This is a genomic window from Mycobacterium sp. (genome assembly GCF_049673265.1).
In the GTDB taxonomy this organism is placed as follows: Bacteria; Actinomycetota; Actinomycetes; order Mycobacteriales; family Mycobacteriaceae; genus Mycobacterium.
In genome coordinates, this window is record NZ_JBATXN010000561.1 from 1 (window position 1) to 15,904 (window position 15,904).

At 64.1% G+C, this 15,904-nt stretch carries 13 protein-coding genes and 1 pseudogene; 5 read left to right on the top strand and 9 right to left on the bottom strand.

The genetic code is table 11. The annotated features are described in order from the left end of the window. Nucleotides 1-345 (top strand): annotated as a pseudogene (locus tag WBF82_RS19065) (sugar phosphate isomerase/epimerase); the annotation flags it as partial. A gap of 9 nt (nucleotides 346-354) precedes the next feature. On the opposite strand, the gene WBF82_RS19070 reads toward WBF82_RS19065, so the two are convergent. Beyond that, a complete protein-coding gene (locus WBF82_RS19070) occupies nucleotides 355-942 on the bottom strand; it encodes a hypothetical protein (protein WP_424384507.1) in 588 nt (195 codons plus the stop codon). A gap of 86 nt (nucleotides 943-1,028) precedes the next feature. Next, complete coding sequence (locus tag WBF82_RS19075; protein WP_424384508.1) at nucleotides 1,029-2,135, bottom strand: enolase C-terminal domain-like protein; 1,107 nt, start codon at nucleotides 2,133-2,135, stop codon at nucleotides 1,029-1,031. On the opposite strand from WBF82_RS19075, the gene WBF82_RS19080 reads away from it, so the two are divergent. Then, nucleotides 2,124-3,959, top strand: a complete 1,836-nt coding sequence (locus WBF82_RS19080) for a glycoside hydrolase family 15 protein (RefSeq protein WP_424384509.1) — start codon at nucleotides 2,124-2,126, stop codon at nucleotides 3,957-3,959. The genes WBF82_RS19075 and WBF82_RS19080 overlap by 12 nt on opposite strands. On the opposite strand, the gene WBF82_RS19085 is transcribed toward WBF82_RS19080, so the two are convergent. From WBF82_RS19085 to WBF82_RS19095, 3 genes are read right to left on the bottom strand one after another with little or no spacing between them, the layout of a single operon-like run. After that, nucleotides 3,956-6,871 (bottom strand): FAD-binding and (Fe-S)-binding domain-containing protein, encoded by a 2,916-nt coding sequence (locus tag WBF82_RS19085; protein ID WP_424384510.1) that lies wholly within the window; start codon nucleotides 6,869-6,871, stop codon nucleotides 3,956-3,958. The genes WBF82_RS19080 and WBF82_RS19085 overlap by 4 nt on opposite strands. Nucleotides 6,872-6,877: 6 nt before the next feature. Next, nucleotides 6,878-8,671, bottom strand: coding sequence for a thiamine pyrophosphate-requiring protein (locus WBF82_RS19090; protein ID WP_424384511.1), 1,794 nt, complete (start codon nucleotides 8,669-8,671; stop codon nucleotides 6,878-6,880). Between the two features lie 55 nt (nucleotides 8,672-8,726). Further along, nucleotides 8,727-9,773 (bottom strand): SDR family oxidoreductase, encoded by a 1,047-nt coding sequence (locus tag WBF82_RS19095; RefSeq protein WP_424384512.1) that lies wholly within the window; start codon nucleotides 9,771-9,773, stop codon nucleotides 8,727-8,729. Between the two features lie 168 nt (nucleotides 9,774-9,941). Between WBF82_RS19095 and WBF82_RS19100 the strand changes: the two genes are divergently transcribed. Together WBF82_RS19100 and WBF82_RS19105 are read left to right on the top strand one after the other, a co-directional pair. Beyond that, a complete protein-coding gene (locus tag WBF82_RS19100) occupies nucleotides 9,942-10,178 on the top strand; it encodes a CsbD family protein (protein ID WP_424384513.1) in 237 nt (78 codons plus the stop codon). 79 nt (nucleotides 10,179-10,257) lie between these two features. Then, nucleotides 10,258-10,881, top strand: a complete 624-nt coding sequence (locus tag WBF82_RS19105) for a flavodoxin family protein (protein WP_424384514.1) — start codon at nucleotides 10,258-10,260, stop codon at nucleotides 10,879-10,881. Nucleotides 10,882-10,889: 8 nt separating this feature from the next. On the opposite strand, the gene WBF82_RS19110 is transcribed toward WBF82_RS19105, so the two are convergent. The 4 genes from WBF82_RS19110 to WBF82_RS19125 form a co-directional block, all read right to left on the bottom strand. Continuing rightward, nucleotides 10,890-11,978: a diacylglycerol kinase gene (locus WBF82_RS19110; RefSeq protein ID WP_424384515.1), complete on the bottom strand. Its 1,089-nt coding sequence runs from the start codon at nucleotides 11,976-11,978 to the stop codon at nucleotides 10,890-10,892. 78 nt (nucleotides 11,979-12,056) lie between these two features. Next, complete coding sequence (locus WBF82_RS19115) at nucleotides 12,057-12,809, bottom strand: cutinase family protein (RefSeq protein ID WP_424384516.1); 753 nt, start codon at nucleotides 12,807-12,809, stop codon at nucleotides 12,057-12,059. Nucleotides 12,810-12,920: 111 nt separating this feature from the next. Beyond that, nucleotides 12,921-14,045: a DUF1214 domain-containing protein gene (locus tag WBF82_RS19120; RefSeq protein ID WP_424384517.1), complete on the bottom strand. Its 1,125-nt coding sequence runs from the start codon at nucleotides 14,043-14,045 to the stop codon at nucleotides 12,921-12,923. Beyond that, the gene (locus tag WBF82_RS19125) at nucleotides 14,042-14,617 is read right to left on the bottom strand and encodes a TetR/AcrR family transcriptional regulator (RefSeq protein ID WP_424384518.1); all 576 of its coding nucleotides are present in this window, start codon (nucleotides 14,615-14,617) and stop codon (nucleotides 14,042-14,044) included. Before WBF82_RS19125 ends, WBF82_RS19120 begins: the two co-directional genes overlap by 4 nt. Nucleotides 14,618-14,645: 28 nt before the next feature. Here WBF82_RS19125 and WBF82_RS19130 point away from each other — a divergent pair, with 28 nt between their 5' ends. Continuing rightward, on the top strand, nucleotides 14,646-15,893 hold the full coding sequence (locus WBF82_RS19130) for a sulfotransferase family protein (protein ID WP_424384519.1): 1,248 nt from the start codon (nucleotides 14,646-14,648) through the stop codon (nucleotides 15,891-15,893). Nucleotides 15,894-15,904 lie beyond the last annotated feature (11 nt).

Below are 15,904 nucleotides of genomic sequence, written 5' to 3' on the forward strand. Positions count from 1 at the left end.
CGCGACGAGATCAGCCTGCTGATTGACACGATGCATGTCGCCCGCTCGGGTGCCGGGCCGGACGACCTTCGATCGCTGCCCGCCGAGCGGATCGGGCATGTGCAGCTGTGTGACATCCCGTTGCGCTCCTCCAAGGAGCACCACTACGCCGAGGAAGCGATGTATCACCGGTTGGCGCCGGGCGATGGCGAGTTGCCGCTGGCTGAAATGCTCGCGGCGCTGCCCCGTGATTGCATGGTGGGCCTGGAGGTGCCGATGCGTTCGCGCGCGGAAGCGGGCGTCAGCGCCTACGACCGGATACTTCCATGCGTAACGAGCGCTCGGGCGCTGCTGGCGGCGTGCTAACGGCGCAATCTACGATCCGAGGCCCTTTTTGATGGCGTCGTCTTGTTTGTGGCCGACGTCGGCCACAAAATCCGGCGGGGCCAGTGCATATGACGGGCCATCGAATTCGATCGTGACGAACGCCTTGCCCTCGGTGAACAGCAACATCGTCACCGTTTTGGAGTGATCCGGTGAAGGTCCCGAAATCGTCGCGCCGTCGACCCCGACGTCAACCCCCAGGGGTTTGGCGAGCAATGCTTCGCGGTGAGTCGCCTTCGCCGAGTCCAGCTGGCTCGCGGCAGCCGCAGGGTCCGACATGATCTGGATGGTGTCGATGATCGTGTGGGCCTTGTCTTGGTCGCTGAAGGTGACTTGTGCGCCCTGTTGGCCATTCGGGTTCTTGACTGCCGGGCCCGCGGTGAAAGGTTCGGGCGCGTCGATGTCAGTGGCCTTGATCAGCAGCTGGGTGTAGTCGCCTGCCTGTGCGGCGTGCGTCGAGGTGGTAGATCCCGACGTCGGCGCCGAGGACTTCGAATGGCTGCTGCAGCCGGCCACCGACACCCCCACCAGCGTTGACGCCACAATCACACCGGCGACAACCGGCTGGGAAATCTTCATTGGGCCCTGCTCCCTTCACCAAGCTAATCGGGAAACGGTAACCCAGGGCGGATTTATCTGGTCGGATGTAGCCGTTCTCGGCGACGTCAGCACACCCGGAAGGGCTCAAGGTCGGCATGCTTGACCGTCAGTCCATGACCGGGTGCCGTCCGGTCCGGACGCAGCAAGCCACCCGGTTCGGGTTCCAGGACTCCGTCGAAAGCCAGACCTTCCAGTCGCACGTGGTCGTGGAAGTACTCAAGATGCCGCAGGTGCCATAAGGCCGTTCCGACATGGGCGCTGACCTGCGGGGCGCAGTGCAAGGAGAGATCCAAGCTGCGTGCGTCGCACAGCGCGCCGACTTTGAGCACCCCGGTGATTCCGAGGCAGCGGGTGACATCGGCCTGCGGGCAATCGACGGCGCCGGCGTCCAGCATCCGCTGAAAATACGGCAGGTCGTAGCCATACTCTCCGGCAGCAATGTCCATGCCAGCGGGTCCCTGCTCGCACAGCTTGTGTAGGCCTTCGAGATCGTCCGACGTCACCGGCTCTTCAAACCAGCGGACGTCGTACTCAGCGAACCGTTCGGCCCACAAAAGTGCCTGTTTACGGGTGTAGGCGCCGTTGGCGTCGACGAACAGCTCGTTATCAGCGCCGATCGCCGAGCGCGCTGCGGCGACCCGGGCGTCGTCCTTGGCGGGGTCGCGGCCCACTTTCATCTTGACGCGAGGGATCCCGGCCTCGACCCACCCGCTCAGCTGTGACCGCAGAGTGTCGTTGTCGTATGACGTGAAACCGCCGCTGCCATAGATCGGCGTCGCGTCGTGGACGGCACCGAGTGCGACAACGAGCGGCTCATCCAGCAGCCGTGATCGCAAGTCCCACAAGGCAATATCGACCGCAGCGATCGCTTCGGCCACCACGCCCGGTCTGCCCAGGTTGCGGATCGCATGCTGCATTTCCGCCCACCGCGCCGGCGGTTGCAAAGCGTCGCTGCCGGTGACGACGTCGGCCAGCTTCGATTGCACCACGGTCGCAACGGGTGTGCCCGCGTACGTGTAGCCGGTCCCTACGTGGCCACCGGCACGAGCAGTCACCAAGACCAGGGTGGTCGAATCCCAAGCCAGAGTGCCATCCGACTCCGGCGCATCGGTGGGAACCGTGTAAGCCGAGACTTCGACGGAGTCGATCGGCACGCCTGAATGCACAGTCATATTGGTGGGCTACCCGCAAGCGAAACCGGGTATGCCCGCGTGGTGGAAGGCAAAACGGTTGCTGAGCAGTTTCCGCCGCACGTGCTGCGGCAGTACGCCTTGCTCGCGGACGGGGAGCGGGGGATCCTGATTGGCCCACGGGGCGACTTTTGCTGGATGTGTTTGCCGCACTGGGACAGCGCTGCGGTGTTCAACTCTCTGCTAGGCGGGGGAGGCATCTACGCCGTTTCTCCGGACGAACCGCGATTCGTCTGGGGCGGGTACTACGAGGGTCGGTCGCTGATCTGGCGGTCCCGGTGGGTAACCAACGACGCGATCGTGGAAAGCCGCGAGGCACTGGTATTTCCGGGGGATCTGCACACCGCGGTGGTGCTGCGGCGCATCCGTGCAGTGGATCATCCAACCCGGGTGCGAATCACGCTCGACGTCCGTTCCGGCTACGGATCCGAGCCGATGAGCGACCTATCCAACAACGACGACGTGTGGACCGGGCGATCTGGCAAGCTGCGCTTCCGCTGGACCGGGGCGGGGCAAGCGCGGCGGTGCGACGATGGGCGGCTGGAGGCGGTTCTCGATGTCACGCCGGGCAGCGATCACGATTTGGTCCTGGAATTATCCGACCGCGAATTGAGCGAGCACACAGTGCGTCCCGACGATAGCTGGCGCAGCACTGAAAATGCCTGGTACCAGACGGTGCCGGAATTTACCGGCACATTGGCGGACGTGGACGTCCGAGGCTCGTACGCGGTGCTTCGCGGGTTGACCAGCAGCACCGGCGGGATGGTGGCCGCTGCGACCATGTCGCTACCGGAACGCGCGAAGCAAGGCCGTAACTACGACTACCGGTATTGCTGGATCCGGGATCAGTGCTATGCGGGGCAGGCTGTTGCTGCCGCCGGTGCGCACCCCCTGCTCGACGACGCGGTGCGCTATGTCAGCGAACGCATCATTGCCGACGGGCCGGCGCTAAAGCCCGCCTACTCGGCAGCAGGCGAGGCGGTGCCAGAAGAGCGCGACTTGGAGCTACCGGGCTACCCGGGTGGCGCCGCCGACAAGCTGGGGAACTGGGTAACCGACCAATTCCAACTCGACGCATACGGCGAAGCGCTACTGCTCTTTGCCGCCGCCGCCCGCCTGGACCGGATGGACCTGAACCACTGGCAGGCGGTCCAGATCGCCGTGGACGCAATCGAAAAGAGATGGCGGGAGCCGGACGCCGGAATTTGGGAATTAGACAACCACCGCTGGGCACATTCTCGGCTGATGAACGCGGCCGGGTTGCGGGCCATTAGCGCAGTGGCGCCACCACGGCAGGGCAGCGAATGGCAGCATCTCGCTGATCTGCTGATTGCCGATACCGACAGCGACTGCTTACACCCATCAGGCAGATGGCAACGGGCGCCCGGGGATTCACGGGTCGATGCGGCGCTGTTGTTGCCGTCGATCCGCGGAGCAATCCCGCCAAACGATCCACGCACCATCGCAACGCTCGAAACCGTCCGCACCGAGTTGAGCCAGGACGGATTCGTGTACCGATTCCGACCGGACCAACGTCCGCTCGGCGAAGCCGAAGGCGCTTTCTTGCTTTGCGGATTCGTGATGGCGCTGGCGGATCACCAGCAGGGCAACGATCTGGCGGCCGTTCGCTGGTTCGAGCGCAACCGCACCGCCTGCGGCCCGCCCGGCCTGTTCACCGAGGAGTACGACGTGGCGCAGCGCCAACTGCGCGGGAACCTGCCGCAGGCGTTTGTGCATGCCCTGATGTTCGAGACGGCGCATCGCCTGACCGGCCCGCGCGATGCAGAAATCGGAGAAATCGGTTAGTCGTGCCGTAAGGCAGCGGCGATGACCTGTGCGATGTGCATCGGCTGGTGTTTGGCCGAGAGCTCGCGGATTTGGGTGCGGCAGCTGAACCCGTCGGCAAGGACGAGCGCATCGGGATCTGCCTTGCGCAGCGCAGGCATCAGCTTGTCCTCAGCGCAGGCTACCGAGACGTTGTAATGCCCCTTCTCGAAGCCGAAATTCCCTGCCAAACCGCAACATCCGGCGTCGAGGACATCGGGCTCAACACCGGCGTCGACGAGCAGCTGCCGGTCATCACCGTAGCCCAGTATCGCGTGCTGATGGCAATGCTGCTGGACCACTGCATCGGCGTCGATGTGAGGCGGCTGCCAATCAGGGGCCTTATCCGCCAATACCTCACCAAGCGTGTAGGTTTGCTTCGCCAACCGATGCGCGTCGTCGTCGCCGTAGAGCAAATCCGGCAGATCCGATCGAAACACGGCGGCGCAGCTGGGCTCCAACATCACCACCGGCGTGCTTGTCCGCAGCTCTGGCCGCAGGATCGTAAGTGTCCGGCGCAGAACCCGTTTGGCGGTCTTGAGCTGGCCGGTGGAGATCCAGGTCAGGCCGCAGCACACGGTCCGGCGTGGAACGTCGACAGCGAATCCCGCCGATTCCAGCACCGCGACAGCGGCTTTGCCGACCTCGGGGTCGAAGTTGTTGACGAAGGTGTCCGGCCAGAGCAGCACCCGACCGCGCGGCGCTGGGGTGCCCGGCGACGGACGGTGATGGAACCAGGTGGTGAACCGCTCGTCAGCGAAGTTCGGCATCTCACGATGGACGTCGATCCCGCCTGCCTTCTTCACCAGTGTCGAAAGTCCGCGGGTATGCGTGACGGTGTTGAGCAGTCCAGGCATGACCGCGCCCAGCCGCGCCCACAACGGTATCCAGCCCATCGAGTAGTGCGCCATCGGCCGCAGCCGCCGCCGATAGTGATGGAACAAGAACTCCGCCTTGTAGGTGGCCATGTCGACGTCGACGGGGCAGTCGCTGCGACAACCCTTGCAGGCCAAGCACAGGTCGAGCGCATCGTGGACCTCGGAAGAGCGCCACCCGTCGGTGATCACGTCACCTTGCACCATTTCGAACAGCAGCCGCGCGCGCCCCCGGGTGGAGTGCTCTTCCTCGCCGGTGGCCCGGTAGCTGGGGCACATCACACCGGATTCATGGCCGCGGCACTTGCCGACCCCGACACAGCGCGCAGCCGCGTGGGAGAACTTGTGGTCGTCGTCGGGATAGGCGAACATCGTCGAGGGTTCGGCCGGCCGATAGCCCGCGCCGAAGCGGAGATTTTCGTCGAGCCGGTATGGGTGGACGACCTTTCCGGGGTTCATCCGGTTGTGCGGGTCCAACAGGGCCTTGGTCTGTTCGAACGCTCCGACCATCCGTTCGCCGAACATGATCGACAGCAGCTCGCCGCGGGATTGGCCGTCGCCGTGCTCGCCAGAAAGCGAGCCGCCGTATTCCACCACCAGTCGTGCTGAATCTTCGGCGAAGGAACGATATTTGGCGATGCCTTCAGCGTTCCGCAAGTCGAACGGGATACGGGTGTGAATGCAGCCCTGACCGAAATGCCCGTACAGCGAAGCAGTTCCATAGTCGTAGCGGTCGAGCAGCTTGTGGAAGTCGCGCAGGTAATCGCCCAGCCGATCCGGGGGTACCGCGGCGTCCTCCCAGCCCTCGTGGGTCTCCGGCTCGTTGGGCGGGTATGCGGTGGCGCCCAGCCCGGCTTCTCGCGCAGCCCAAACTTCCTCCGCGCGCTTCCGGTCATCCAGGACTGTGACGCCGTTGTGTGGGATCTTATCCAGCGCATCGATCATCGACTTAGCCTTGCGATCGGCGTCGTCCTGATCGTCGCCGTCGAACTGCACCATCAGCCAGGAATCGCCATCGGGCAGTTGACGCAGGGCCTTTTGCGCGAGGTGCTGCGAATGCTCCAGCTCGACAAGGCGATGATCCAGACCCTCCAGCGCCGACGGGTTGTGCTCGAGTATGGCCGGCACCGCGTCGCCGGCAGACGCGATGTCGTCGAAGCCCACGACCGCCAGCGCGGTGGCCGCCGGCTGTCGGACCAACTGCAGCTCCGCGTGCAGCACGGTAACCAGCGTGCTCTCGGAGCCGACCAGTGCCTTGGCGACCTGAAAGCCGCTCTCAGGCAATAACGAATCGAGGTTATATCCCGATACACGTCGCGGGATGTCTGGATACGTCGATCGGATATCGTCGGCGTACCTTTCTGCCAGAGCCTTGAGGCCGCGGTAGATTTCGGCTCGCCGCCCACCTTCTTCGACGATGCGGGCGAACTTCTCGTCATCGGTCGGACCGACCCACATCCGCAGCCCGTCGTAGGTCACCACCTCGAGGCGGCGCACCGAGTCGACCATCTTGCCGTACGCCTGTGCGGTCGAACCGCACGAATTGTTGCCGATCATCCCGCCGATCGTGCAACTGACGTGGGTGGAGGGTTTGGGTCCCACCATCCAGCCCGAGGAGTCCAGCTCGTCGTTGAGCTGGTCGAGCTTGCTGCCCGGCTCGACGACGAGGATGCCGGCGTCGGTGTCGATGGAGGTGATGCGGGTGCAGTACTTGCTCCAGTCGAGGACGACTCCCGCGTTGCAGCTTTGTCCGGCCAAGCTGGTACCGCCGCCGCGGGATAACACCGGTACGTCGTGCTGACGGCACACAGCGATGGCCTCTACTGCGGCGTCGGGATTGTGCGGCACGACAACGCCGATGGGCACCTGCCGGTAGTTGGAGGCGTCGGTGGAATAGGTGGCCCGCGATCCGGGATCGAATCGCACCTCTCCGTCGACGCGTTCGCGTAGGTCGGCAGCTAGCGCTTCGTAGACCCTGGGCGATGGGCTTGGGCGTTTTGTCGTTATCCCAGCGGTCACGATTTGTCAGCTCTTCTTGTGCGGCAAGAACTCTTGCGCTTTGGTCTTAAGACCTGTCTTGATAAAGCCGGTCCGGTCCTCGTCCCCGGCCAGCACGGCGGTGGTGGCCGCCTTGAACTGGTCCCAGGTGGCGTGCGGCGGAATCGGGGGCATGTCCGGATCGGTGTAAACGTCCAGGACGGTGGGACGGTCGGCGGACAACGCGTCACGCCAAACGTCCGCGAGTTCGTCGGGATCCTTGACCGACGACGCGTTCAGGCCGAGACTCGCCGCAAACGACGCATAGTCAACGTCGGGAAGGTTCTGCGATTCGGCGAATTTGGGCGCGCCGGCCATTGCGCGCATCTCCCAGGTGACTTGGTTGAGGTCGTTGTTGTGCAGGATCGCCACGATCAGGCGTGGATCGTCCCACTCCCGCCAATATCGCTTGATGGTGATCAGTTCGGCCATGCCGTTCATCTGCATCGCGCCATCACCGGCGAAGACAATGACCGGTCGTTGCGGCTGGGCGAATTTGGCTCCGATGCCATACGGCACACCCGGGCCCATGGTGGCCAGGTTGCCAGACAGCGAGCCGCGAATATCGCCGCGGAAGCGCAAGTTGCGTGCATACCAGTTGGCTGCCGAACCGGAATCCGCTGTGACGATGGCATTGTCAGGTAGCTGGGGGGAGAGCTCAGAGAACAGCCGCAGCGGGTTGACGGGATCGGTGGTGACCATCGCCTCCTTGTCCATGGTTTCCCACCATCGCGCGACAGTTTTCTCGATGCCTTCCCGCCACGACCGGTCCTCCTTGCGCTTCAGCAGCGGAATCAGGGCCCGCAATGCTGTCTTGGCGTCGGCGACGAGGTTGATCTCGTAGGGGTAGCGCATTCCGATGAACCGGCCATCGATATCGATCTGCACCGACCGGCATTGCCCGAACTCCGGCATGAACTGGGTGTAAGGGAAGCTCGACCCCACCGTCAGCAGGGTGTCGCAATCGCGCATCATCTCGTAGCTAGGCCGGGTACCCAACAGACCGATAGAGCCAGTCACCCAAGGCAATTCATCGGACAGCACGTCCTTGCCCAGCAGCGCTTTGGCTGCGCCGGCACCGAGCAGGTCGGCGACTTCGACGAGTTCTTCGCGTGCTTCGCGCGCACCGGTGCCCACCAGCATTGCCACCTTCTTGCCCTCGTTGAGGAGGTCGGCCGCACGGGCGATCGCCGCGTCGTCGGGAGCAATCGCCGGCCATTCGATGCCCAGGCTGGACGGCACCATCTTGAACGCGTGCGTCGGCGGCGAATACGGCAACTCCTGCACATCCGATGGGATGATCAGCGCCGTCGGCACGCGTTGTGACAACGCCACCCGGATAGCGCGATCGAGGACATTAGGCAATTGTTCTGGCACGGTGACCATTTGGATGTAGTCACTGGCGACATCCTTGAACAGGCTCATCAGGTCGACCTCTTGTTGGTACGACCCGCCCATGGCGCTGCGGTTGGTTTGCCCGACGATGGCCACCACTGGCACGTGGTCGAGCTTGGCGTCATAGAGACCATTCAGCAGATGGATCGCGCCCGGTCCCGAAGTCGCCATACAGACCCCAACACGGTTACTGAACTTGGCGTACCCGACCGCCTCGAACGCGCTCATCTCCTCATGCCGCGATTGAATGAACATCGGTTTGTTGTCGGCTCGCCCGAATGCGGCAAGAATTCCGTTGATGCCGTCGCCGGGAAAACCGAAGACATGCTCGACATCCCATGCCCGCAACCGCTCGAGCAGGTAGTCGCTGACTTCTTGCTTGGACATGGATTTCCCTCCTGATCAAATAATTTTCAGCATTGCTAAGTTCGCTGGAAGGTCTTCACCAGCGCCATCGGCGCAACCGTTGTGCAGCGGCTCCGGCCCCCGCGGCAAGCGCAGCTGCTGCCGCACCGCCGAGAAGTCCATGGTGCTGAGAGGCCCATAGTTGAATACTGCGATCGGTGGATTGATCGCCGAAAATGCCTCGGGCCCCGTAGTCTTCGCCATTCTGGCCGTCGGCGGGTTCCCATAAATTGGCTGGCTGGTCGGGCGGTCGGTCATCTTCGGTCTGCTGTGAGTCAAAGCCGGTGCGGGCAAGGTAGCGGTCGAGCAGTCCGGGCGCTACGGCATTGGCGGCCAGCGTGCCCGCCGTGCTGCCACCTACCCAGTACTCGCGGCGGCGAGGATGGTCGGCGGCATACAGCACCGCCCGCGCGGCAACTTCGGGTTGATAGATCGGCGGAACGGGCTGGGCCTGCTTGGGCAATCGAGATAGCACCCAGGAAAACTGCGGGGTGTTCACCGCCGGCATCTGGACCATCGTGACGCGGACCTTGCTGCCCTCATGCAACAGCTCGCATCGCAGCGCTTCGTGAAACCCCTGAGTCGCGTGCTTGGCGCCGCAGTAAGCGCTTTGGAGCGGAATCCCCCGGTAGCCAAGGGCGGAGCCAACCTGCACTATGGTCCCGGCGTTTCGGGGCTTCATCCGCCGTAGCGCCGCCATGGTGCCATAGACGAACCCGAGATAGGTCACCTCGGTGACGCGGCGGAACTCGTCTGGTCTGATCTCCCAAAACGGGGCGAAGACCGATGTGAAGGCAACGTTTACCCACACGTCGATCGGTCCGAATGCGCGCTCGGTTTCCTCAGCGGCCGCCTCGCACTGCTCGGGATCGGCCACATCGGTGGGTATTACGCAGGCCTTACCGCCAGCAGCTTCGACATCCTGCGCCGCGCCGGCCAGCCCCTTTTCGCCACGCGCCACCAAGCCGACGTGTGCCCCGCGCGCCCCGAAGGCTTTCGCTGTCGCACGGCCGATCCCGGCGCTGGCCCCAGTAACCACCACAACCTGCCCCCGATGGGCAGCCTTGCCACTTCCCACGCTCATCGAGGTACCCGCAATTTCCGGCATTACTCCTGTTCACAGGCAGTTCACAGCCAGAAATCCGGGCCAGGCCGCGGTGTGACGTCCGCCTCCGGTTGTTTGACGTGTTACCGCGTTGGGAAGGCCTGCGGATGTTGCAAATCAACAAGCACCGAAAGGCGGATCGATTCAATGGGGGACAACAAGAGCGGGCCGCACGAAGCCGTCAAAGGAGTCGTCGAGGGCGTCAAAGGCAAAGCCAAAGAGGTTGCGGGATCGCTTGCCGGCCGTGATGACGTAGTCCGCGAGGGTAGAGCCCAACAAGACAAGGCCGAAGCCCAGCGCGACGCGGCCAGAAAAGAAGCCAAGGCGGAGGCGGCGCGCGGCGCGGCGGAGGCCGCCGAAGAGCGCGAGAAGAAAGAGCAATAGCCTAGGTCGCTGCCGGGCCGCTGGACTGAATTGCACGACATAGCGTTTCGTGGCTAGAAGCCTCGGGTAGCCAGTGCGAGTGACCAACGACGGGAACGGTTTGACTGCGATTGCGTTGGTCTGCAGCCTCAAACCCAGTCCGGCGGCCTCGAGCAGCGAATTGATCGCCGAGCATGTCTTTAATCATCTGCGGGAGCGGAACGTGAAGTGTGAGGCGCTGCGATGCGTCGACTTCGCGATTGCGCCCGGGGTCGAGACCGACATGGGTGACGGCGACCAGTGGCCGACCATCAGACAACAAGTGCTCGACGCGGACATCCTGCTGTTGAGTACACCCATCTGGCTTGGTCATCCGTCCAGCGTCGCGCAACGGGTTCTGGAACGGTTGGATGCCGAACTGTCCAACACCGACGACCAGGGTCGGCCCGCAATGGCGGGCAAGGTGGCGATAGTCAGCGTGGTCGGCAACGAGGATGGCGCCCACAAGACAGTTGCCGACGTCTTCCAGGCCCTCAACGACATCGGATACAGCATCCCCGCGCAAGGTTGCACCTACTGGAATGGCGCGGCGATGGAGTCCACCGATTACACCGACCTCGATGAGGTACCCGATCCGGTGGCTTTCGCCACCGGCGCCGCCGCACGCAACGCCGTGCACTTGGCGCAGATTCTCAAATCCGCGAAATATCCTGCCTACGAATAACGCTGAGTTCAGACCGCTGGGATTCCCTCTGGTGCATACAGGCCAGCGCCGGTGACCAGCGGCAGATCCAGCGTCGTCCTGATACCGGGCGGCGCCGCGACCACCGCCGGGATGGCGTTGACGATGCGGCCCGCCGCGGCGACGATCGCCGCGTGGTTGTGATCGCCTTTGCGGCTAGTCGGGCAGATGTCCATGGCGTAGGACGGCTCGCCAACGATCTCCACCCGATACGAGCCGCCGGGCTGGGCGGGTTGCGCCCAATCGGGTCGCAGGTCTTCCCGCAACCGGGTCACGTGCTCGACGATGATTGCGGGGTGGCCGTTGACCATGCCGCGGATCTCGAACTGCAGTGCAGCCATGGTCCCCTTGGCGATGCGTCCCACCGCGACGTCGAAGTCTTCCGGCGCCGGCTCGCGCTCGTGGGATTCGGTGATCTCGTCCAGCTCGACTCCCAGCCCCGCCGCGAGCTGACGGATCGCAGCGCCCCAGGCGATGCTGAGCACGCCGGGTAGCAGCAGCATCGGCATGTCGTCGAGGGGTCTACCGACTCCCATGTAGTGCATGACCTCGGCGCCGTCGTAGGTCGCGTAGTCGGCGATCTCCATGCAGCGCACCTGCTCGACACGCTGACAGGTGCTGGCGAGCACGAACGGCATTAGGTCGTTGATGAATCCCGGGTCGACACCGTTGATGAAGATGCTTGAGTTACCTCGTCGCGCAGCGTCTTCGACGCGGGCAATGTATTTGTCTGGCATCACGCCCCACGGATACTGCAACATTCCCGGCGACGACCCGACGACGTTGCTGCCCGCGACGAGGATGCGCATCACGTCCTTCATCGCCTCCGGGAGGCGGGTGTCACCCATCGCGCAGTACACGACACATTCCGGCCGGGTAGCGAGCACGGCATCAATGTCGTTGACCGCCGCGATCCCGGTGGCCACATCGACCCCGGCCAGCTCCCCGGCGTCCTTGCCGACTTTCTCGGGCGAAGAGACGCACAGCCCGGTCAGTTCGAATTGCGGATTGGTGACCAGCTCGGTCAACGCCAGACGACCGACGTTTCCGGTGCCGACATGGGCGACACGGATCGCCATGGGTGTCCTCCGTCCCTGGATGCGAGCGACAGACTTTCTAGACGCTAGCCCAGGGCGGACGACGGTTATGCGTTGACGTCAGTCTCCAAAGCCTTGGTGTGGAGTTGCGACGGTCACCTGTGTGCCACCCGCGGCAAGGCGGTTGGCGGCGAAGTCCACCCCCTGGGCAATGACGCTGCCGTCGGCTACGTAGGAATCATGCGCGGCGAAATTCATGCCGTCCGAGCAGACCGGGTCCTCAGTAGCGCACACCTGAATGGTCTTCGCCTGGTACAGCGGTCCGATGACAACCTGCGGCTGGCCGAGGAAGTTCATCGCCCGCACATTTGGTGCTCCGAACAGCACGACCGCGGCAACGTGGTTTGCTACGGCTGGGTCCAGTGGCTTGGGGAGGGTTGCCGGATCGACGTCAGGTGGTATCGAATCCGGGACGGCAGGTGAGGTGACGAAGCCCATCACGGCTGCGCCTTGTGAGTAACCGCCGAGCACCATCTTCGTGTTCGGGCAGGCTGCGGCCTCGTTAACGATATGAGTGCCGGCGTCTCGAATACCGTCGATTCCGGTTGACCATTGGTCGCTGGCCGGGTAGTTGACCGGGTATACCCCCATCGACCTGCCGCCAAGGCGCGCGCCCAACCCGTCGACGAATGCCTGTCCTGTCGGACCGAGCCCCGGATCCTCACCGGTACCGCGGGCGAACACCACCTCGGTGTCCGGACAACCCGCGGCGGACGCGGAAGGAACGGCGGCGGTAGGGACGACAGTGGCAAGCAGCCCAGAAGTGGTGGCTACCGCCGTACCAAACAGGCGAGTGAAGTGCTGCGAATTCATGGTCCGGAAGATTCCCTCGAGATTGGCGTCATAAACTAAGAATTTCCACCTTACATATGAGTTGCCGATGCACTCTTGAGGAGCGGTTAACGCCGGGTTAAGCGGTGCGATTCAGCCCGACAGTGCGTCGACGTTCGTCGGCACCTCCGAGAGCTTCACCAGCCGCACTTCCGGCCGCGCCGGGACCTCGTCGGCAAGAAACCACCGGAACGCGAGGTTGCCACGGGAATAGTCAAGCGTGGTCAGCGAATTCGGATGCGCGGTCATACCGCGAGAGATGACGATCGTCACCGAGCCGTCTGAGTTGAGCACCGCGCTGTGGCCGTTGACTGAGCAGCGCGCATCGGTGACGCCGTGGGTTGCCATGAATTGGTTCCACACGACCAGGTTCCAGAACCTGCACCGCGGCGGCCGGTGGGTGATCACGAGCGCCTCGTCATCGTCGAGCACGAAACTGCCGTAGGAATAGCAGGCATCGCGGGCCGACCAGCCGAAGTTGGCGTCCGGGACTTGATAGGGGTCGGCGAATTGATTGGCTGCGTGCGCGATCTCGTGACCCAGCGCGTGCGCGTCGTCAACCCGCGCGCCGACGGCCAGCGGAACAATGGCGAACATCGTGCGCAGCCAGGCAGCGCTGGTGCGCAACCGCGCCGCAGTCTCGGCGTCTCCGTGCCGAATTGGCTCCGGTTCGTCCAACGCCTCGATCTGCCAGCTGACCTTGCGACCGGTCAGTGGGTCGGCCTGGTAGTCGCGGGTCATCAGAACCGCTGCGTCGGGCGTGGGCCCGAGTTCGAACGAGAAGTTGCCGGCCTTGTCGATCTCGAGATCGTCGTCGCGCACGAGCGCCACAATGCGGTCCGACCAGGCGCCCGGCGACGGTTCGTTATAGGCGGTCAGCGAAAAGTAAACGCTGTCGCCGCAGTTGCCACTGATCCGGTACCGGCGGTTCGGATCAACCGGGCACATGTAGTAGTAGGCGTCCGTGTTGTCGCCGCCCCATCGACGATCTCGTCGGAACGGAGTATTGACTGCGACGAACACCGGTCGACTGGGCTCAGCGAAGAGATAGGTGTCAAACGCCACGCCCAGCGTGGTCGCGAGCATGCGGTAGCCGTCGGCGATGTGCCGGTCGTCGGTGACGGCACGATCGCCATCGAGGAAGGTGCGGTCGAGGCCGGCCAGGGTCTCTAGTAACTCGCGCCAAGCCGCGGTGGACTCGTGCTCGTTAGTCGTCATGCGCTGATACCTCTCGTTATGAACGTGGCGGTGCGGTCTACCCAGGAATCGTCGAGTGTGTCCCCGCGGGTAAGCAGCGCCAGGAACGTGGTGCCGGCGACGACCTCGACGATTTCTGCTGCGGTGACGTCGCGCCGTACTTCGCCGCGGGCGACGGCGTCGGCCAAGCGATCCGACAGCCCGCGAGACAGGATGTCGCCGAAGCGTTCCAGCAGCGCGGAATGCAGTGTGAGGTCGGCAGCCATTTCACCGACGAGTCCGGGCAGCGCAGCCCGCGCGGCCGGAGTGGTCAGCACTTCCACCGTGCGGCTGACCATCTCGCGCACGTCGCCGGCCAGCGACCCGGTATCAGGTAGCGCGGTCGCATCGCTGATCGGGAAGACGGCCTCGTGAACGAGGTGCGCCTTGCCGGGCCATCGTCGGTAGATCGCGGGCTTGCTGGTGCCAGCCCGCCGCGCGATCGCGTCGACCGAAAGGTCGGCGTAGCCGGTCTGGGCGAGTAATTCGACGGTGGCCTGCAGCACCGCGCCGTCGATGCGCTTATCGCGGGGGCGGCCAATTTCTGTCGTCATTACGAAACTCAGAGTAACATAAGTCGCCGTGACCGATGCCGCTGCAGTTCTCGTGCACCTTGATGACCTTGCCGAGCCGCGCTTCAGCCCCCAAATCCAGCCGATCCGCGACCTCATGACGGCGATGGCGCCGGAGTGTCCGCTGGAAGCTGACGCGCTGCACGCGAAAGCCACCGCCGACACCGGGCTTACCGACTTCGGGCCGGACGATTACCGGGAGCGCCTCGATGTCTACCTCACGGCGCTGCAAGAGATCGACGGGCTGCACGGGCCGGGAATCGTCAACTTCCACGCGCAGCTGTTGCAGTGGCTCAAGAACCGGCTACTGCTCAACGATCTGCTGACGCGACATCCTGAGATTCATGACATCGAGCTGCTGCCGCCGGTCGTCATCGCGGGCCTGCCCCGCACCGGCACCACTCATCTGCACAACTTGTTGGCGGCGGCCACAACCTTTCGCACCATCCCGTACTGGGAGAGCGTCGAGCCGTTTCCGCTGCCCGCCGAGGTGGGCGTCGAGCCCGATCCGCGAAAAGCGCGCATGGACGCCGCCGTCGAGTTCATGAACGCCGCGATGCCGCACTTCCCGCTCATGCATGAGATGACCACCGAGCATGTCCACGAGGAGATCCAGCTGCTGGCCAATGACTTCTCCACGATGCTGTTCGAGACGCTCGGGCACGTGCCGCGGTGGCGCGACTACTACCTGACGCACGACCAGACATCGTCATACGAACACCTGGCCGTCCAGCTAAAGGCGCTGCAGTTTCTTCGCGGCGGCCGCCGTTGGTTGTTGAAGTCGCCCCAGCACCTCGAGCAGTTGCCGGTGCTCAACGCCGTCTTTCCCGGCACGATCGTGGTGTGCACCCACCGCGACCCGGTGCCGGTAACACTGTCCATGCTGGCGATGCTCACCTATAGCGCGCGGATGCATTGCTCGCCGGTGCCGGTGCAGGAGATCGCGGTGTCGTGGGTCGAGCGTTTGCAACTGATGCTCGATGCGCTTGTGCGCGAGCGTGACGTCATTCCGCCGGAGCGGTCGATCGACGTCCGCTTCGACGCCTTCATGGCCGACGAGTTCGGCGTCGCCGAACGGGTATACGGCCTCGCCGGCGAGCCGCTGACCGACGCGGCCCGCACGGCGATGGCCGATTATCTGTGCGGCCACCAGCGCGGGCGTTTGGGCCAGGTCGTGACGTCGGCCGAAATGTTCGGACTCGACGAGCACGACCTGCGCAACCGGTTCGCCCGCTATCTGCAGCGCTTCTTGGCGTAGAGGCCCAACGC

Coding starts and splice junctions, on each gene's coding strand:
- WBF82_RS19070 (WP_424384507.1), bottom strand. CDS start 942: ATGAAGATTTCCCAGCCGGTTGTCGCCGGTGTGATTGTGGCGTCAACG.
- WBF82_RS19080 (WP_424384509.1), top strand. CDS start 2,124: ATGCACAGTCATATTGGTGGGCTACCCGCAAGCGAAACCGGGTATGCC.
- WBF82_RS19075 (WP_424384508.1), bottom strand. CDS start 2,135: ATGACTGTGCATTCAGGCGTGCCGATCGACTCCGTCGAAGTCTCGGCT.
- WBF82_RS19090 (WP_424384511.1), bottom strand. CDS start 8,671: ATGTCCAAGCAAGAAGTCAGCGACTACCTGCTCGAGCGGTTGCGGGCA.
- WBF82_RS19095 (WP_424384512.1), bottom strand. CDS start 9,773: ATGAGCGTGGGAAGTGGCAAGGCTGCCCATCGGGGGCAGGTTGTGGTG.
- WBF82_RS19100 (WP_424384513.1), top strand. CDS start 9,942: ATGGGGGACAACAAGAGCGGGCCGCACGAAGCCGTCAAAGGAGTCGTC.
- WBF82_RS19110 (WP_424384515.1), bottom strand. CDS start 11,978: ATGGCGATCCGTGTCGCCCATGTCGGCACCGGAAACGTCGGTCGTCTG.
- WBF82_RS19115 (WP_424384516.1), bottom strand. CDS start 12,809: ATGAATTCGCAGCACTTCACTCGCCTGTTTGGTACGGCGGTAGCCACC.
- WBF82_RS19120 (WP_424384517.1), bottom strand. CDS start 14,045: ATGACGACTAACGAGCACGAGTCCACCGCGGCTTGGCGCGAGTTACTA.
- WBF82_RS19125 (WP_424384518.1), bottom strand. CDS start 14,617: ATGACGACAGAAATTGGCCGCCCCCGCGATAAGCGCATCGACGGCGCG.